At 67.4% G+C, this 15990-nt stretch carries 12 protein-coding genes; 1 reads left to right on the plus strand and 11 read right to left on the minus strand.

The window, feature by feature from the left end:
- Positions 1-66 precede the first annotated feature (66 nt).
- The 8 genes from AC3QL3_RS06665 to AC3QL3_RS06700 all read right to left on the minus strand — a co-directional run bounded on the left by AC3QL3_RS06665 (position 67) and on the right by AC3QL3_RS06700 (position 12944).
- Positions 67-2100 carry a M13 family metallopeptidase gene (locus AC3QL3_RS06665; protein WP_492897594.1) on the minus strand — a complete coding sequence of 678 codons (2034 nt, stop codon included), beginning with the start codon at positions 2098-2100 and terminating at the stop codon, positions 67-69.
- A gap of 260 nt (positions 2101-2360) precedes the next feature.
- The gene (locus AC3QL3_RS06670) at positions 2361-2735 is read right to left on the minus strand and encodes a hypothetical protein (protein ID WP_492897595.1); all 375 of its coding nucleotides are present in this window, start codon (positions 2733-2735) and stop codon (positions 2361-2363) included.
- A 196-nt stretch (positions 2736-2931) separates the two neighbouring features.
- Positions 2932-5850 carry a LysM peptidoglycan-binding domain-containing protein gene (locus AC3QL3_RS06675; RefSeq protein ID WP_492897596.1) on the minus strand — a complete coding sequence of 973 codons (2919 nt, stop codon included), beginning with the start codon at positions 5848-5850 and terminating at the stop codon, positions 2932-2934.
- 126 nt (positions 5851-5976) lie between these two features.
- Complete coding sequence (locus tag AC3QL3_RS06680) at positions 5977-7782, minus strand: M14 family metallopeptidase (RefSeq protein WP_492897597.1); 1806 nt, start codon at positions 7780-7782, stop codon at positions 5977-5979.
- Positions 7783-7914: 132 nt separating this feature from the next.
- The gene (locus tag AC3QL3_RS06685) at positions 7915-8601 is read right to left on the minus strand and encodes a DUF502 domain-containing protein (protein WP_492897598.1); all 687 of its coding nucleotides are present in this window, start codon (positions 8599-8601) and stop codon (positions 7915-7917) included.
- A 53-nt stretch (positions 8602-8654) separates the two neighbouring features.
- Positions 8655-10949, minus strand: coding sequence for a protein kinase domain-containing protein (locus AC3QL3_RS06690; protein ID WP_492897599.1), 2295 nt, complete (start codon positions 10947-10949; stop codon positions 8655-8657).
- Between the two features lie 125 nt (positions 10950-11074).
- Positions 11075-11938 carry an alpha/beta fold hydrolase gene (locus tag AC3QL3_RS06695; RefSeq protein ID WP_492897600.1) on the minus strand — a complete coding sequence of 288 codons (864 nt, stop codon included), beginning with the start codon at positions 11936-11938 and terminating at the stop codon, positions 11075-11077.
- 85 nt (positions 11939-12023) lie between these two features.
- A complete protein-coding gene (locus AC3QL3_RS06700) occupies positions 12024-12944 on the minus strand; it encodes an alpha/beta fold hydrolase (protein ID WP_492897601.1) in 921 nt (306 codons plus the stop codon).
- A 139-nt stretch (positions 12945-13083) separates the two neighbouring features.
- On the opposite strand from AC3QL3_RS06700, the gene AC3QL3_RS06705 reads away from it, so the two are divergent.
- Positions 13084-13569, plus strand: a complete 486-nt coding sequence (locus AC3QL3_RS06705; protein WP_492897602.1) for a winged helix-turn-helix transcriptional regulator — start codon at positions 13084-13086, stop codon at positions 13567-13569.
- On the opposite strand, the gene AC3QL3_RS06710 is transcribed toward AC3QL3_RS06705, so the two are convergent.
- The 3 genes from AC3QL3_RS06710 to AC3QL3_RS06720 form a co-directional block, all read right to left on the minus strand.
- A complete protein-coding gene (locus AC3QL3_RS06710) occupies positions 13566-14072 on the minus strand; it encodes a hypothetical protein (protein ID WP_492897603.1) in 507 nt (168 codons plus the stop codon). The genes AC3QL3_RS06705 and AC3QL3_RS06710 overlap by 4 nt on opposite strands.
- On the minus strand, positions 14069-15247 hold the full coding sequence (locus tag AC3QL3_RS06715) for a TIGR03032 family protein (RefSeq protein WP_492897604.1): 1179 nt from the start codon (positions 15245-15247) through the stop codon (positions 14069-14071). Before AC3QL3_RS06715 ends, AC3QL3_RS06710 begins: the two co-directional genes overlap by 4 nt.
- A 139-nt stretch (positions 15248-15386) precedes the next feature.
- Positions 15387-15881, minus strand: a complete 495-nt coding sequence (locus tag AC3QL3_RS06720) for a DUF4442 domain-containing protein (protein WP_492897605.1) — start codon at positions 15879-15881, stop codon at positions 15387-15389.
- Positions 15882-15990 lie beyond the last annotated feature (109 nt).

Here is a 15990-nt window from a genome sequence, read left to right on the forward strand (position 1 = left end):
CGCTGATCCACCCGGCGCTGGCCCGCGCGAACGCGGGCCGTGGAAGTGGCCGTCGCTACGCGCAGGTCACCAGATCTTCACTTGCTTGTCGGCGTCGCGCACCATCGCATCGCCGGCCTTGCACTGGAACGCTTCGGCGAACGCGGCCAGGTTCGACGGCGCGCCGATCGCGCGGTACTGCGCCGGCGAGTGCGGATCGGAATTGAGCAGCACTTCCTGCCGCTGCGGACGGATGCTGCCGCGCCAGATGCGCGCGAAGTTGAGGAAGAAGCGCTGGTCCGGCGTGTAGCCGTCGATCTTCTTCTCGTTCTGGCCGGGGTTTTTCGACAGCGCGATCTGCAACGCGTCGAAGCCGACGTTGATGCCACCCAGATCGGCGATGTTCTCGCCGAGCGTGAGTTCGCCGTTGACGTGCTTGCCCGGCAGCGGCTCGTACTCGTTGAACTGCGCGACCAGCTTGGCGGTGCGCGATTCGAATTTCTCGCGGTCTTCCTTGGTCCACCAGTTGGCGTTGTTGCCTTGCGCGTCGAACTGGCTGCCTTCGTCGTCGAAGCCGTGCGTGGCCTCGTGCCCGATCACGGCGCCGATGCCGCCGTAGTTGAGCGCATCGTCGGCTTGCGCGTCGAAGAACGGCGATTGGAGGATCGCGGCGGGGAAGTTGATCGTGTTGTCGGTCGGGTTGTAGTACGCGTTGACCGTCTGCGGCGTCATGCCCCATTCGAGGCGATCGGTCGGCTTGCCGATCTTGGCGATGTCGTAGTCGTAGTTGTACTTGGTCGCCGCCTCGACGTTGCCGAAGTAGTCGCTCGGCGAGACCTTCAGGCCCGACCAGTCGCGCCATTTGTCCGGGTAGCCGATCTTGGGCAGGAAGGTCGACCACTTCTCCAGCGCCTTCTTCTTGGTCTCGGCGCTCATCCAGTCCAGATGCTCGATGCGCGTCTTCAGCGCGGCATTGACGTTGGTGACCAGCTGCATCGCGCGCTGCTTGGATTCGGGCGGGAACGCCTCGGCGACGTACAACTCGCCCAGCGCCATGCCCATGCTCTCGTTGACCGCGCCGAGCGCACGCTTCCAGCGCGGCTCGATCTCTTTTTGCCCGTTCAGCGTCTGCCCGTAGAAGGCGAAGTTCTCTTCGGCGAACGGCTTGGACAGATACGGCGAGGCCGAATCGATCGCGTGGAAGCGCAAGTACGCCTGCCACTGCTCGGCCGGCACCGTGGTCAGCATCTTGTCGACCTCGGCGAAGAACTTCGGCTGCGACAGCGAGAAACCGCCCTGGATGTCGGCCTTCTGCGCGGCGAAGAACTTCGTCCACGAGAAATTCGGCGTCGCCTTGTCGGCATCGGCGAGGTTGATGAAGTGGTACTGATTTTCCGGCTTGCGCAGCTCGACCGGCGCCAGCGAAGCGGCGGCCAGGCGCGTCTCGAACGCGAGCACCTGCTCGGCCTGCTTCTTCGCCTCGGCCGACTTCACGCCGGTCAGTTCGAGCACCTTGGCGATGTGCGCCTTGTAGTCCTCGCGCGTCTTGGCATAGTCGGGTTTGCTGTAGTACTCGATGGTCGGCAGGCCGAGTCCGCCTTGATAGGCGTAGGCGATCTGGATCTTCGAGTTCTTGTAGTCGGCGCTGGCGCCCATCGAGAACAGCGAGCCGCGGCCTTGCGCGAAGCTGTCGGTGATGTAGGCATAAATCTCGGCCGGCGACTTCAGCGCGTCGATTTTCTTCAGTTCGTCCTTGATCGGCGTGAAGCCGGCCTTCTCGATCGCGCCTTCCGCCATGCCGGAGCGATAGAACCAGCCGATCTTCTGCTCGATCGAATCGGCCTTGGCCTTGTTCGCTTCGCGCGCGGCTTTCTCGACGATGCCGCGCTGAGTCTGCAGGCTCTTCTCGCGCAGCTGATCGAACGCGCCCCAGCGCGTGCGGTCGGCCGGAATCGGATTGGCGGCGACCCATTTCGCGTTGACGAAGCCGTTGAAGTCGGTGCAAGGACTGATCTTGGCGTCGAGATCCTTGATGTCGAACGACGGCGGCTGGCTGGCTGCGATCGCGCCGGTGGAAAGGGCGGCGCAGATCGCGAGCGCCAGATTCAATGGTTTCCGCATGATGGTGACTCCGTCATTCGTGGCTGTGGAAGCGAACCGCATAGTCTAGACGCTGCCGAACGCCGAGATCGGACTCGGTGGGGGTTGCAGCGGTCACGCGCATGGACGGCCCCGCGACCGTCGAGCGCGCTGCGGTAGCTGAAAAGCGGGGTGCGAGCCTAGGCGCGTCGGCGCAGGCGTCCTAGTGTCGAAGGTCACTGCGGCGCTGCGCCGCGTGCCGATCGATGGGCGTGATCGGTCGGCGCGACCGATCGGCGCGATCAATGCACCGTGTCGGCCGGCTCGCCGGCGGCGATGCGCGCGCGTCCGGCGGCGATGAGATCGGGATTGCTGAGCTCGTCGATGCGCAGCGGCACCCAGATCGCGTACAGCACGCAAAAGGCCAGCAGCGCGAGTGCGAACAGCGCCAGCCACAGGTGCAGATCGGCGGCCGCGATGAACTCGGAGAAGCCGGCCAGCATCACCATCGCGAGGATCGAGGAGAGCCCACCGAGCATGACCGGCCAGGCTTTGGAAACGACGATTGCGACTTTGAACCCGCAAATACGGCAACGCGTGCTGCCGGCCGGGCCGAGGCAGAGCTTGCGCCACACGGGCAGGCACGGGCTGAGATGGCAATGCGGGCAGCGGTTCATGCGATCGGTTTGGGGCTTGTCGGTTTTCCGTCACCTCTCTCGCTCGGGGGAGGAGAAAAGCGGTCTCGCATTCGTTCGCCCTCGCCTCTCTCGCAAGCGGGAGAGGCGACGGCGGCTCGCATGACAAATGTCGGTTTTCCGCCATCTCCGCGCAAGCGGGAGTGGAAAACGATGGCCTACGCGACGAAACGCTTTTTCAAAGATGCGGCACGTGATCGCCGTCGAGATATTTCTCGAACACGCCCACCGTATTGGCCAAGGTTACCTGAGCCGGGAACGGACTGCCGGTGGCGATGATCTTGGTCTGCGCCGGGCCGTCGGTGAAGTGGCTCGGATCGCCTTCGCTGTCGCCGGCGGTCTGCAGCACGCGCTTGGACAACTGCTCGACCTGGTCGGGCGAGAGACTGTTGATCCATTGCTGCAGGCGATCGGGCGAGACGTGCTTGAGCTCGGCGTACTTCTGCAGGAACGGCAGCTGGCCGCTGCCGGATGCGCCGCTGAGCACGCCGCCTTGCTTGCTCAGCGCCGTCGCGGCGGCTTCGTTGTAGTTGGCCGCGAGCAAGAACTTCTTCGACGCACCCTCGTACTGGTGCGCATCCTTGATCGCGTCGTAGGCGAGCTTGCCGAGCACGCCGACCGCGGTCACGCCGAGGCCCACCGGTCCCAGCCACGCCGCCGCGCCGAACGCCGGCGCCACCGTCAGCGCGCCGCCGACCGCGGTGGTGGCCGAGAACACCGCGTTGCCGGTGTCCTGCGCGGTGCCGATGCCGAAGCCCGAACGCACCGCGCTGACCGCGTCGAACACGGCCGACACGCCGGCGATCAGATCGCCCGCAGTGGCGCGCGCGGCGAGCTTCCACTCGCCGCCGAACTGGCCGAGCTTGGAGGCTTTGTCGACCGCGCCGAGACCGACCAAGAGCTCGACGTTCTTCTGCGCAAAGCCGGCCGCATCGAGCACGAGCTTGAGATCGTTCTGCACGTCGGCCGGATTGGCCGCCGCCTTGTTGTAGGAGTTGAGCAGGCTGGCGCCGGCGAAGGCGACGCCGATGCCGCGCAGCAGCTGGCCCGGCACGGTTCCCTTGTTGAAGGTCTTCGACAGCGCGGCGTCGGTGTCGAGCTTCTTGTTGAGATCCTGCAGCGCCTTGTTCGCTTCCGCCTGCGTGGTGCCGGACTTGTCGGCGAACTCCTGCACCATGCCGACCGCTTTGTCGAGATCGCCCTTGGTGACGCCGAGCAGCTTGGCGAAGTTCTCGTTCTTGAGGTCGCTGATCGCCTGCTTGGCGGCGGCGACGCTCTTGGGATCCTGCAGGTTCACGCCCTGCGTCTTGTCGAGCACGTGCGTGCGCAGATACGCCGAGGCCGCTTCGTTGCCGAACTTGCGGCCGACGTCGCCGAGCTTGGAGAACGCGAACAGGTTGGCCATGCCGGCGACGTGCGTGCTGTCGGCCAGCTTGGGATCGGTCTGCAGCGCGCTCGAGATCGCCAAGCCCGCGGACGGATCGTTGGCGATCTTCTTCAGCGTCTCGTCGATCGCCGGAGCGGCGCCGGACGGCGCCTTCTCGTTCAGCGCGATCATCTGCTCGACCAGCTTGGTGCCGTCGGCGGCGACCTGCTGACGCAGTTTGTTTTCTTCGTTCTGCCAGTCGGCGCCCTTGTTCGCGCGGTAGTCGGCGACCGCCTTGTTGAGCGCTTGCGGGCTCAGACCGGCACCGTCGTTCTGCACCAGCCACGACAGCTCGGCATCGTGCTGGGCCAGCTTCTTGACGTCGTCGGCAACCTTCTCCTTGAACTTCTGCGCACCGTCGGTGGCGACCTTGACCACGCCGCTCGAATCCAAGCCGGCGGTTTCCATGTGCTTGGCCACATCCAGCGTCGCCGCCGGGCTTTCGCCGTCGGCGATCTTCTGCTGGTCGCGCTGCGCAACGCCTTCGTTGATCGTCTGCACCACGTACTTCGGATCGCTGCCGGCCGCCTTCATCTGCTTGCCGAACTCGATCGCATAGGCCGGGTTGGCGCCGCCGCTGATGGCGTTGCGCACGGCGTCGGTGTGCCAGGCGCCGCTGGCGGCGTAGCGCGTGATCGCGGCGTCGCCTTGCGCTGTACCGGCGATGCGGCCGGACACGTTCATCAGGCTGCCCATGCCCTGCATGCCGAGCGGCGAGCCGCCGCCGAAGCTGTCGATGTTGGCTTTTGCGAACGCCTCGTAGCCGGGCAGGGTCTGTTCGACCAGCGCCGCCGCGGTCTGCTTGTCCATGCCTTGCGTGATCTGATCGAGACGCAGCATCGAGGCCGCGGTCTGGCCTTGCGGCAAGGTCGCGTTGCCGGGCTTGTCGGTCAGCGGCTGGTTCACCCACGCGGCGGCGTCGGTGAGGATCTTCTTCGCGCCGGCATCGGCCAGCACCGCGTCCTTCAGCGGCTGCGGCAGATTCGCGCTGCCGGCGCTGAGCGCCTTCGCCGCTTCCAGCGGGCTGCCTTTGGCTTGCGCCGCGGCGACGATACCTTGCACCTGGCGATCGGTGCGCACGCTGGCGACGGCGTCGGCGACCGCTTTCTGCTGCGCCGGATCGCCGTAGCGCGCGGCGATGTCCTGGCCGGCCTTGGCGATCGTCGCGTCGTCCGCCTTCGGCCCGACGCTGGCGTCGATCTGCGCGGCGACCGCCGATTTGAGTTCGCTCTGCGCGCTGGCGACTTGGCGATCGAGATCGCGCACGTCGGCCTTCATCGCCTCGTTGCCGCGCGCGACTTCCTGCTTGCGATAGGCGAGCTCGCCCTGCGTGCGTGCGACTTCCTTCACCGCAGTGTCGACGCGCGCCGCCTGCGGCGTCGCCGGCGGCGACAACGGCGGTGCCGGTTGCACCGGCGGCTGCGCCGCCACGTCGGCCGGATCGTTCGCGGCCGCCTTCGGCAGCTTGACGCGATCGCCTTGATGGATGACGTCGGGATTGCGGATCTGCGGGTTCAGTTTCTGCAGCGTCGGCACATCGGTGTTGTGCTGCGTGGCGATGCTGCTCAGCGTTTCGCCGCGGTCGACGACGTGTTCGTCGCCCTGATCCTGCGGCGTTTGCGTTTGCGCAGGTGTCTGCGTGCGCGAGGTATTGTCGATAGGGGGAGACATGGCGGCGGACTCGCGCAAGGGGGATTGCGCGATTGCACAACAGCCGCTCCGTCACCGCGATTGGGGAAAGCGATAGGTCGCCTTGTCACGCGCACGTCATCGAGACGTGCGTTCGCGACGACTGCGTCACGGTTGCGCGCGCGCCTGCGCCAGCGCGGCCGCGTCGAGCCGCACGATCGGATACGCACCGATGTTCTGCCGCGCGTACCAGGGCGAGCGTTCGTAGAAAAACGCCAGGCGCAGCGCCGGCGATTGCGCGAACGCCGTGTCGGCGGCGAGCTTGCTCTCGAACTCGGCCTTCAGCGCCGGATCTTTCGCCAGCATCTCGCGCGCGAGGCGTTCGTTGACGCGCGCATCGGCGCTTTCCTTCTGCTCGAAGATCGCATCGAACAAACCCCAATGCAGCAGCGAGTCGGCCGCACGCGGCTCGAGCAGATTGATCGCGACGTTCGCGCCCGGCTGATCGAGCGGCAGCAGGAACGCGCCGGCGGCGAAATCCGCTGCGGCGGTTTCGCGCTCTTGCGTGAAGTCGCGCAGCCAGTGACGGCCTTCGAACGGCTTCTCGTCCCAGCGCGGCGCACCGAGCCGATCGCGCTCGACGCGCAGATGCAGCGGCCGTTCGATACGTTCGATGCGGAGGCCGTGCTGGCGCAGCTTGTCGGCGATCTGCGGCCAGCCCGCCGGTATCAGATACGCCGCGGGCGGCGTTGCCGTCTCGGTCGCGACGAGGTCGCGGAAGAACGGCACCGTGTAGGTCTTGGGCGTACGCGGATCGTAAGTGACCCACGTGTCTCCCGAGATCGCGCTCGCTTCGTGCGTGAACGCGTAACCCTTCAAGCTGAACGGCTCGGATTGGTCGCTGGTGCGGAATGCGATCGGCAAGCGCGCACGCGCGTCGCGTGCGCGAGCGGTGGTGTCGGCATCGGCTTGCGTCACGGCTTTGCGCAGCTCGCCCGGATGTTTGCCGATGTGCGCCAGCGTGGCGACGATCAGATCGTAGGTCGCGCGCACGCGTGTCGCGTACGGTTTCAGCATGTGCGTCTCGACCAGCAGCGCCGCGCGATTGCGCAGCGCCACGTAGCCGGTGGAAAAGCGCGCGCCGGAACCGAAGTTCGCGATGCCCTTGCCGATGTCGCGATGATCGACCAGTTCCAGATACGGCGCAGCGAGATGACCGCGCTTCTCGAAGTCGGGCAGGATCGATTGCTTGAACGCCTGGCTCTGCCATTGTTTGACCGCCGCGTGCAGCGGGCCCCATTCCTCCATGTACCAGGTCAGGTCGTATTGATAGTCGGCGCCGTCGGTGGTGTGGATGTCGAGGAACAGATCCGGCTGCCAGGCATCGAACATCGCCAGCCAGTCGCGCATCTCGGGCGCGTCGGCCTTCATGTAGTCGCGATTGAGGTTCAGGTTCTGCGCGGTCGCGCGAAAGCCCATCTCGTTCGGGCCGGCCTGGTTGATGCGGTTGTAGGGATGCGAGTTCTCGTGACCGTCGACGTTGAAGATCGGCAGCCAGACCAGGATGGCGTGGTCGAGCAGATCGGCATGCGCGGCGCCGGCGCGCAGATCGCGCAACAGCATCAGCGCTGCGTCCTTGCCTTCGATCTCGCCGGCGTGGATGCCCGACTGCACCAGCACGATTTCCTTGCCGGACGCGCGCGCCGCCGCCGGCGTGAACTCGCCGCCCTTCGCCGCGACCACCAGCATCAGATCGCGCCCTTCCGGCGAGACGCCGAAGCGCGTCAGCCGGATGCGTTCGGGCGCGGAAGCGGCCAGGCGTTCGAGCCAGGCGCGCGTCTGCGCATAGTTCGGCGTGGTGGCGAACTTCGCCTGCTCGGCCGGCGTGCTCCAGTCGTTCGACAGCGCAGGACTGCAAGCGGCGAGCAGGAAGAGGCCGAGCAGCAGGCGCTGCGCCGATCGCGGGGTTTTCATGCGGGAGGTTTCACGCTGGCCGGGTAGCGCGCGATGGTACGCCGGCGGCGTGGGTGCGCACGAGTGTGCAAACTCGATGCGGAGCGAATCTCGATACAGATCGGATCTCGATGCAGGTCGATCGCCGCGCGACTAAGGCGCGACCGCTGCGGCCGCTTTTGCAACGTGGTGCGCGTCGCCTGAGACCGTGAACGGCAACGTATCCGGTCCCGCCGCGCCGGCCGAGAGGATGAATGCCATCGCCTGATCCACGCTCCAGTCGGTCGCGATCAGGCGTTCGATCGGCACGATTTCGAGATAGCCGCCGGTCGGATTCGGCGTGGTCGGCACGTACACCGCGGCGAGTTCGGTGCCGGCGCTGTCGCGGAACACGCGCGTGACGAAGCCGATCGACTTCAGCTCGGGCGAGGGGAAGTCGATCAGCACCACGCGCTGGGTGCCGCTCGGTTTGTTCTGCAGCATGCTCATCAGCTTCTTGGCGCCGCCGTAGATGCTGTGCGCGACCGGAATGCGGTCGATCAAACGCTCGAACGCGCCGAGCAGGCGGCGGCCGAACACGCGATTGGCGGCGAAGCCCATCATGTACAGCGCGACCACGGTGACGATGAAGGCGAGCAGCGAGACCAGCCAATCCTGATTCAAATGGCCGAGGGTGTCGGGAAACACGCTGGCGAGCGCGCTGAACAGCGCCGCCACCCACGGCAGGTTGACCTGCGAGAGCAGCGAGAAGATCGACTTGAACACGACCCAGGTCAGCCAGATCGGGATGAAGGTGAGCAGGCCGGTGAGCAGGTAGCGCTGGATGTAGAGGGGGCGCATGGCCGCGCGAGTTTAGCCGAGCGTGCGCGCGGCGGGGCGCATCCGTGTCGCGATCAGTCGTGTCGCTCGCCCTCGAGCGAGGGCAGTTCTCGCACGAGGCGGAAGCCGACGCCGGCATAGCCGACGTCGCCGGCGCTGCGGCCGGCGCGCGCGAGGTTGGATTCGCCGCCGTCGTCGCGCCAGGACAGGCCGCGGAAGCTGCGCTCGCCGCAGTCCTTGCCGTCGAGCTTGGCGCAGCCGTCGATCCAGACGGCGACGTTGCCGGCGATGTCGTACAGGCCCGGCGGCGTCGAGGCGAAGCGGCCGACCGGAGCGGTCTGCGCATAGCCGTCGTCGCAGCCGGCGCGCTTGCCCAGATTGGCCGCGCCGCAGGACGTGCCGGTCTCGGCCGGCTGCGCCAACAGCAGCCATTCGCGCTGCGTCGGCAGACGATAGTGCGCGCCGGTCTTGCGGCTGAGCCAGCTCGCATACGCGTTGGCGTCGTCCCAGCTGACGCAGACGACCGGGTGATCGTCGCCTTGGGTGAAGCCGGGCGCGCGCCAGCTGAGTCCGTCCGAGCGCGCGAACAAGCGCTGCGATTCGCGGCAGTTCGACGGCGCGCGCGAGCTGCTCTCGACGAAGCGCTCGTAGGCGCCGCGCGTGACGTCGCCGGTCATGATCGCGAATGCGTGCTCGACGTGACCGCTGGCGGCGAGCAGGGCCGGCACGATGACCAGCGGCGGCCCGTCGGCGTCGCGGAACGCGCCGCCTTCGGCGAGCAGGCGTTGCGGCCGCTGCAAGTCGTCTTGCAGCGCCAGCGCCAGCGTCGGGTCGAGCCGGCTCAGCACGCTCTGCAAGGGTTGCAGCGCACGTGCGGGGGCGAGGTCGAACGGATCGCTGCGGTGCGCGCGGCGCGCCTCCACCGCACGCCGGATCGGCGTCGCGAACGCGTCGAAGGCCGGGCCGTCGCCGAGCTGCGCGCGCTCGGCCAGCGAGATGCCGGCGGCGATCGGCTCGATCGCGCTGTGCACTTCGCTGCCGCCGATCGCCTTGGCCGCGCGTGTCGCCAGCAGATTGAGGACGCGCGCGATGCCTTTGAGCGCATCGCGCTGACGCGGTTCGTCGGCGAGGATCTCAAGATACTGCTCGGCCGCGTTGTCGCCGGGCGGCGCGACCCAGCGTCCGCGCGCGAGCGCAGCGGAGGCCTGCTGCAGCCGCTGCGCGCGCAGGGCTTCGGCGGTGGCTTCGTCGGTACGCGGCGCGGCGGTCTCTTCGCGGTTCGCGTCCGCCGTTGCGGCCGCTGTTTCGACACGCTCGACCGGCGGCGGCTTGGCGACGTCGACGGCCGCAGGCGCGGCGGCGCTGCTCGTCGTCGTCGCGGCTACCGGCGGCGGTGCGGCGCGTTCGGGTTTGTGCGGCAGCAGCGCGAGCAGGCCGGCCAGCGCCAGCAGCATGCCGAAGCCGAGTGCGATCGCGCGGCGCCGGCGCGGAATCGCGACCGTGCGCTCGACGATCGCCAGCCACCATTTCGATACGCCCAGACGCGGCGGCGCCTGCAGCCGCTTCTCGATCACGGCGAGCGCGGCGAGCATTTCTTCGGCGCTCTGGAAGCGCGCATCGGCCTGCTTGGCCAAGGCCTTGTCGATCAGCGGCTGCCACAAGCGGCGCGTCAGCGGCAGCCGCGGCACCGGCTTTTCGATGTGCGCGAGCGCGACCGAGAGCGAATCGGCGCCTTGGTAGGGCAGTTCGCCGGTCAACAGTTCGTAGCAGACCACGCCGAGGCTGTAGAGGTCGGAGCGGCCGTCGAGCGGCTGGCCGCGCGCCTGCTCCGGGCTCATGTAGCCGGACGAGCCGATGGTGGCGCCTTCGCGCGTGACGCGCGGCATGCGCGAGGCGCTCAGCGCGATGCCGAAGTCGGCCAGGAGCGGCCGGTCGAGCTTGTCGAACAGCACGTTCTCCGGTTTGACGTCGCGATGCACGATGCCTTGGTCGTGCGCGAAGCCGAGCGCCTCGGCCAGCGCGCGCACGATTTCGAGCACGCGCTGCGGATCGTCGCGCAGGCTGCGCGAGAGCAGATCGCCGTTGGGCAGATACGGCATCGTGTAGTAGATGCTGCCGTCCGAGGTGCGGCCGACCTCGAAGATGCTGACGATGTGCGGATGGTCGAGCCGCGCGATCGTGCGCGCCTCGTGCTGGAAGCGGCGCGCGATCTCGTCGTCGGGCGTGCGCTCGCTCGCCAGCACCTTGATCGCGACCTGGCGGCCGAGCGATTCCTGCACGGCCAGATACACGGTCGCCATGCCGCCCAGGCCGAGCCGGCGCACGATCCGATAGCCGGGAATCTCGAACGGGAGGTTCAGGCGGGTCATGGCGTTCGCGCAGAAGCGGAACGCGATTCTATCGGAGCGGCCGCCGCGGCGCGGGGCGGCCGCATGAAACGCCGGCGCGGCGTGACGGGCGTCACGCCGCGCCGATGGCGGAACCAATCGACGCGTCAGGCGCTCAGCCGCGCGTGAAAGCGCTCGATGCACTCGGCGATGTCCGCGCCCAGTTCTTCCAGCGCGAAGTGGCCGGTGTCGAGCAGGTGGAAGTCGACCTGCTTCAAGTCGCGCCGATACGGATGCGCACCGGCGGCCGGAAAGATCACGTCGTTGGCGCCCCACACGATCAAGGTCGGCGGTTGCTGCGCACGGAAATACGCCTGCCACGCCGGGTAGTGCTTGAGGTTGTTGCCGTAGTCTTCGAGCAAGGCGACCATCGCTTCGCGGTTGCCGGGGCGCGCGAGCAGCGCACGCTGCAACAACCAGCTGTCCGGATCGATGCGCGTGGGGTCTTTGACGCCATGCGTGTAGTTCCATTCCAACGCCTCATCGGACATGGCGGCGTCGCGAATCACAGCGCGATTGGCCGGCGAGGGGTCTTGCCAGAGGCGGCGCGGCAGCGCCCAGAAATCGTCCGGCAAGCCTTCTTCGTAGGCGTTCGCGTTCTGCACGACCAGGAACGCGACGCGCTCGGGGCGGCGGCTCGCTACGCGAAAGCCGACCGGGCCGCCGAAGTCCTGCATGTACAGGCCGTAGCGTTCGAGGCCGAGCTGGTCGACGAATTTCTCGACGATGTCGGCGAGGTGGTCGAAGCTGTAGACGAAGGCGTCGGTGCTTGGCGCGTCGCTGTGGCCGAAGCCGGGATAGTCGGGCGCGATCAGGTGAAAGCGATGCGCCAACCGCTGCAGCAGTTCGCGGTACATGAAGGATGACGCCGGAAAACCGTGCAACAGCAGCAGTTTCGGCAAGGACGGATCGCCGGCTTCGCGATAGAACAGCTGCTGGCCTTCGATGGTGGTGGTGCGGTAGCGGATCACGTGAGTCTTCCTCGGAGGGTGGATGGATGACGCCGTTCGGCGTCGGAACGGTGGTTGCATCTAGAAGCTCTTTGAACGATCCCGGCTAGCTGTCGCGCAGGAACGAGGCGACCAGCGCAGCCACGGTTTCGGGCGCGTCTTCGAGGCTGTAGTGGCCGGCGCGTGGCAGGCGATGCACGGCAGCAGTGGGGAAAAGCTGCTGGAACAAGGGCAGGAAATGCTCGGCCTGCAAGGTGCGATCGGCCTCGCCCCAGATCGCCAGCGCAGGCTTGCCGGCGATTTCCTGCCGCGCGGCGGCGTCGGGCGCCTCGAAACGATGCGCGCCGGTGGCGAAGCCCTTGGCCCAGCCGAGTGCGCCGGCGCAATCGGCCGGTTCATCGAAGCGTGAGCCGTAGGCCGACAGCCAGGTGTCCGAGATCAGCGCGTTGTTTTCGAAACCGTTGAGCTTGAGCGTGCTCAGGATGTTGAAGCCGAGTTCGCCCAGCACCGCGTCGAGGCGGCCGGCGGCGTGTGCTCGCGCGATCCAGCCGAACCAAGGCGAGGATTGCGCGTTCGCCTCGAGGCGTTGCGCCAGATCGGCTTGTCCGAACGGCAACGGTGAGTTGATCGAGATCAGGCGGCGGACGCGTTCGGGATGCCGTGCCGCCAGGCCCATGCCGACCGGGCCGCCGAAATCGTGCATCACCAAGGTGATCGCGCGCAGATCGAGATCAAGCACGAACCGCTCGAGATTGTCGATGTGATCCTGCAGCCAGTAGCTGCGCTGCTCTGGCGTTTCGCTCTTGCCGAAGCCCATGTGATCGAGCGCGATCACGCGATGCGTCGGGCGCAGTCGCGCGATCAGATGGCGAAACAGATACGCCCAGGTCGGCTCGCCGTGCAGGCACAAGACGAGCGGCGCATCGCGCGCGCCTTCGTCGACGTAGTGCATGCGGAAACCGGCGGCGGTGGAGAAATGCGGAGCGAAGGGGAAGCTGTCGCGGAAGGTTTCGGCGGCGTCGATCACGGGTCGTCCCGATAAGGTTTTATATTGAAACCGTAGCGAGAATAGCCATATAGGTTTCATTATGCAACCTTTACTGCGAATGCTGCGCCGATGCAGCGATGTTCGCTGCTAGGACCGAACCGTTTAAGATCGAGCCGCCATGGTCAAACGCACCAGCCACCGCGACACCGCCTGCGCCATCGCCCGTCCGCTCGACGCGGTCGGTGACGGCTGGTCACTCCTGATCGTGCGCGACGCGTTCGACGGTCTGCGCCGTTTCGGCGAGTTCCAGAAAAGCCTCGGCCTGGCCAAGAACATATTGGCCGCGCGCTTGCGCCATCTGATCGAGCACGACGTGCTCGAAACCGTCGCCGCGGCCGACGGCAGCGCGCATCGCGAGTACGTGCTGACGCGCAAGGGGCGCGATCTGTACTTGGTGTTGGCCGCATTGCGGCAGTGGGGCGCGGATCACTACTTCACGCCCGACGAAGCGCAGGTGCTGCTGGTCGACCGCAAGCACGGCCTGCCCACGCGTCGATTGGAGCTGCGCGCGCAGGACGGGCGCATGCTCGGCGGCGAGGACACCGCCGTGCGCTGGATTCCGGCCGAGCGGCCGGCGCGCGCGCGCCGGTCGACGCGCGCTTAGGCCGGCGCTTTCAGGCGCGCGCCCTTGAAGTAGTGCACGCGCAGGTCCAGCCCGCGTGCGCTGCGGCCGATGTAGGTGAAGCGCGGATTCCACCAGCTCGCCATGCGACCCTTGTCGCGAAAGCGCGCGTTCTCGAGCTCGAGCAGGATGCCGATGCACGGATAGTCGTGCGCGACGGCATAGTCTTCGAGCAAGGTGCAGGAGCGCTTCAGCAGCGACATCACCAGCGGCGTCGAACGCCAGCGCGTGCCGACGAAGCAGCGCCAGAAGTAGATCGGCTGGCCCAGCTGCGGCGCGACCGCCGGCAGCGCGGTGCAGACGCCGGCGACGCTGCCGTCCGCGGTGCAGGCGTGCAGTACGACCTGGCGCAGGCGGCCGCTCATCTGTGCTTCGTCGTTGAGCGCGCCTTCGCTTCGCCAGAACGCGCGGATCGCATCGGCGTCGGCGGCTTGGATCGCCGGCCAGTCGTCGACGTAGCGGAACATCGGGGTGGCGTCGTTCATGCGTCCGTCCGCGCGTCGCTCGCGCCGTAGGGGGCCGCGGCGGCTTCGGCCGCCTGCGGCGTGAAGCCGACTTCGCGCAGTGCTTCGTCCGGCAGCGCGTAGGACGAGGTGAGGAAATCGCCTTCGTGGATGATCTCGGGGAACAGCACGCCGGGCAGCGCCTGCACCGCGAAAATCTCCTGCACGCCGCCGGTGAACTTGAGCAGGCCGATGGTCTTGCCGGTGCCGATGTGCACGGCCCAGACGCCGCTTTGGCGATCCGCGTTCGCCTCGGTGATCTCGATGTCGGTGAACGCGTTGGTTTCGCGCAGCTGCGACAAGCCGATGAAGGCGACCGGACCGATGAAGTCGAGCCCGCGCGCGAAGCCGGGCACGCGCGCGACGTCGATCTTCTCGCCGCTCTTCGGATCGATCGTGACCAAGGCGCCGCGGCCCGATTCCAGCACCCACAAGCGCTCGTCGTACCAGCGCGGCGAGTGTGGCATCGACAGCCCGCGCGCGAGCACCTTGTCGTTGGCCATGTCGATCAGGATGCCGCCGTCGCGCTTGTTCTTGCGCCAGCCCTGCGGCTCGTTGCTCTCGCCGAGCGCGGTCAGATAGCGCGGGCGGCCTTCGCGCATGCCGAGGCCGTTCAGATGGCAGCGGTCTTCCGGCGCGTAGTGCGAGACGAAGCGCGGCCGCCAGCGCGGCACGAAGCTCGATTTCGTATCGAGCGTGCAGAGGCAGGAGAACAAGGTGTTCACGAACCACAGATCGCCGTGCTTGTCCCAGGCCATCTCGTGCACGTCGATCGCGCCGGTGATGTGGCCGCGTCGCGCCAGGTAGACCGCGTCGTGGCGTGGCGGGTCCTGCAGGCGCTTGGCCACCGCCGGCATATTGCGGAACTCGGCGATCTCGATCGCAGCGCCGAGCGCAAGCCGCTCGCCGTCGGCGGCCATGCCCATCGGCCGATTGAAGGTGCGGAAATGCGTGTTGATCGAGGCGCCGTCGGGCCGCAGGATCACCAGCTTGCCGGCCTGGTAGGTGCTGACGACGAGACAACCGCCGAGCTGACGCAACAGATCGGGGAAGTTGGTCGTGTGCACGCTGCCGAGCACTTCGGCGACATTGGCGGCGGCATTCGCTTCCGCTTCCGCGGCGGGCGCCGAGGCGGTGGGTTCGGTGGGCGTGGTCACGTGCGCTCCTGCGGGATCGACGCATTCTGCCGAGGCGTCGCGCGGATCGCTACCGGAGGCGAGTGGAATCGGACGTGCCGATCGGCTGAACGCACTGCGCGCGTCATGCGCGATCTGTCAGTCGGTCGCTCGCGCCGGGCTAGAGTCCAGCAGCACGGCGCTCGGGTTCGCCTCGATCGGGTGAAGAGAGTTCTCGCTTGCGTCGCACGTACAGCTGCTTGCGCACGCGCGCGACGACCTCGCCGTCGGCGGCGACCACCGTGGTCTCGCACCAGCGCAGGTACTTTTCGCCGTTCGCGGTGGCGGCGCGGATTTCCTCGAGCAGGGCGTCGTCGACGGTGAAGTCGGCGAACACGTCGCTGCGGCCGGGAGCGACGAATTCGATCGCGCCGGCCTTGTCCCAGACGATGTAGTCGCGGCCCAGGCAGCGCATGGTCAGGATCATCCAGAACGGATCGGTCATCGCGAACAGACTGCCGCCGAAATGCGTGCCGACGTAGTTGCGGTTGTACCAGCGCCGCCGCAGCACGACGCGCGCATGGCGCCAGTCGTCGGAGATTTCGAGCACGCGGATGCCGGCGAACAGGAACGGCGGCCACAGGTTCATGAAACGGCGCAGGCGGGCAGGCGTCATGGCGATCGATACGGGAGCGGGCGCCGACAGCGTACAAGAACACGGCGCCGCGTCATCGGACGCGGTCATTGATCGCACGGGCGCCGGCTGCACGTTCGCCGCGGCGCCT

The organism is Dokdonella sp. GW821-FHT11D02 (assembly GCF_058808595.1).

Excerpts from the sequence above, each read along its gene's own strand:
- AC3QL3_RS06690 (WP_492897599.1), bottom strand. The coding sequence starts at position 10,949 with ATGACCCGCCTGAACCTCCCGTTCGAGATTCCCGGCTATCGGATCGTG.
- AC3QL3_RS06720 (WP_492897605.1), bottom strand. The coding sequence starts at position 15,881 with ATGACGCCTGCCCGCCTGCGCCGTTTCATGAACCTGTGGCCGCCGTTC.
- AC3QL3_RS06705 (WP_492897602.1), top strand. The coding sequence starts at position 13,084 with ATGGTCAAACGCACCAGCCACCGCGACACCGCCTGCGCCATCGCCCGT.
- AC3QL3_RS06685 (WP_492897598.1), bottom strand. The coding sequence starts at position 8,601 with ATGCGCCCCCTCTACATCCAGCGCTACCTGCTCACCGGCCTGCTCACC.
- AC3QL3_RS06675 (WP_492897596.1), bottom strand. The coding sequence starts at position 5,850 with ATGTCTCCCCCTATCGACAATACCTCGCGCACGCAGACACCTGCGCAA.
- AC3QL3_RS06665 (WP_492897594.1), bottom strand. The coding sequence starts at position 2,100 with ATGCGGAAACCATTGAATCTGGCGCTCGCGATCTGCGCCGCCCTTTCC.
- AC3QL3_RS06710 (WP_492897603.1), bottom strand. The coding sequence starts at position 14,072 with ATGAACGACGCCACCCCGATGTTCCGCTACGTCGACGACTGGCCGGCG.
- AC3QL3_RS06670 (WP_492897595.1), bottom strand. The coding sequence starts at position 2,735 with ATGAACCGCTGCCCGCATTGCCATCTCAGCCCGTGCCTGCCCGTGTGG.
- AC3QL3_RS06680 (WP_492897597.1), bottom strand. The coding sequence starts at position 7,782 with ATGAAAACCCCGCGATCGGCGCAGCGCCTGCTGCTCGGCCTCTTCCTG.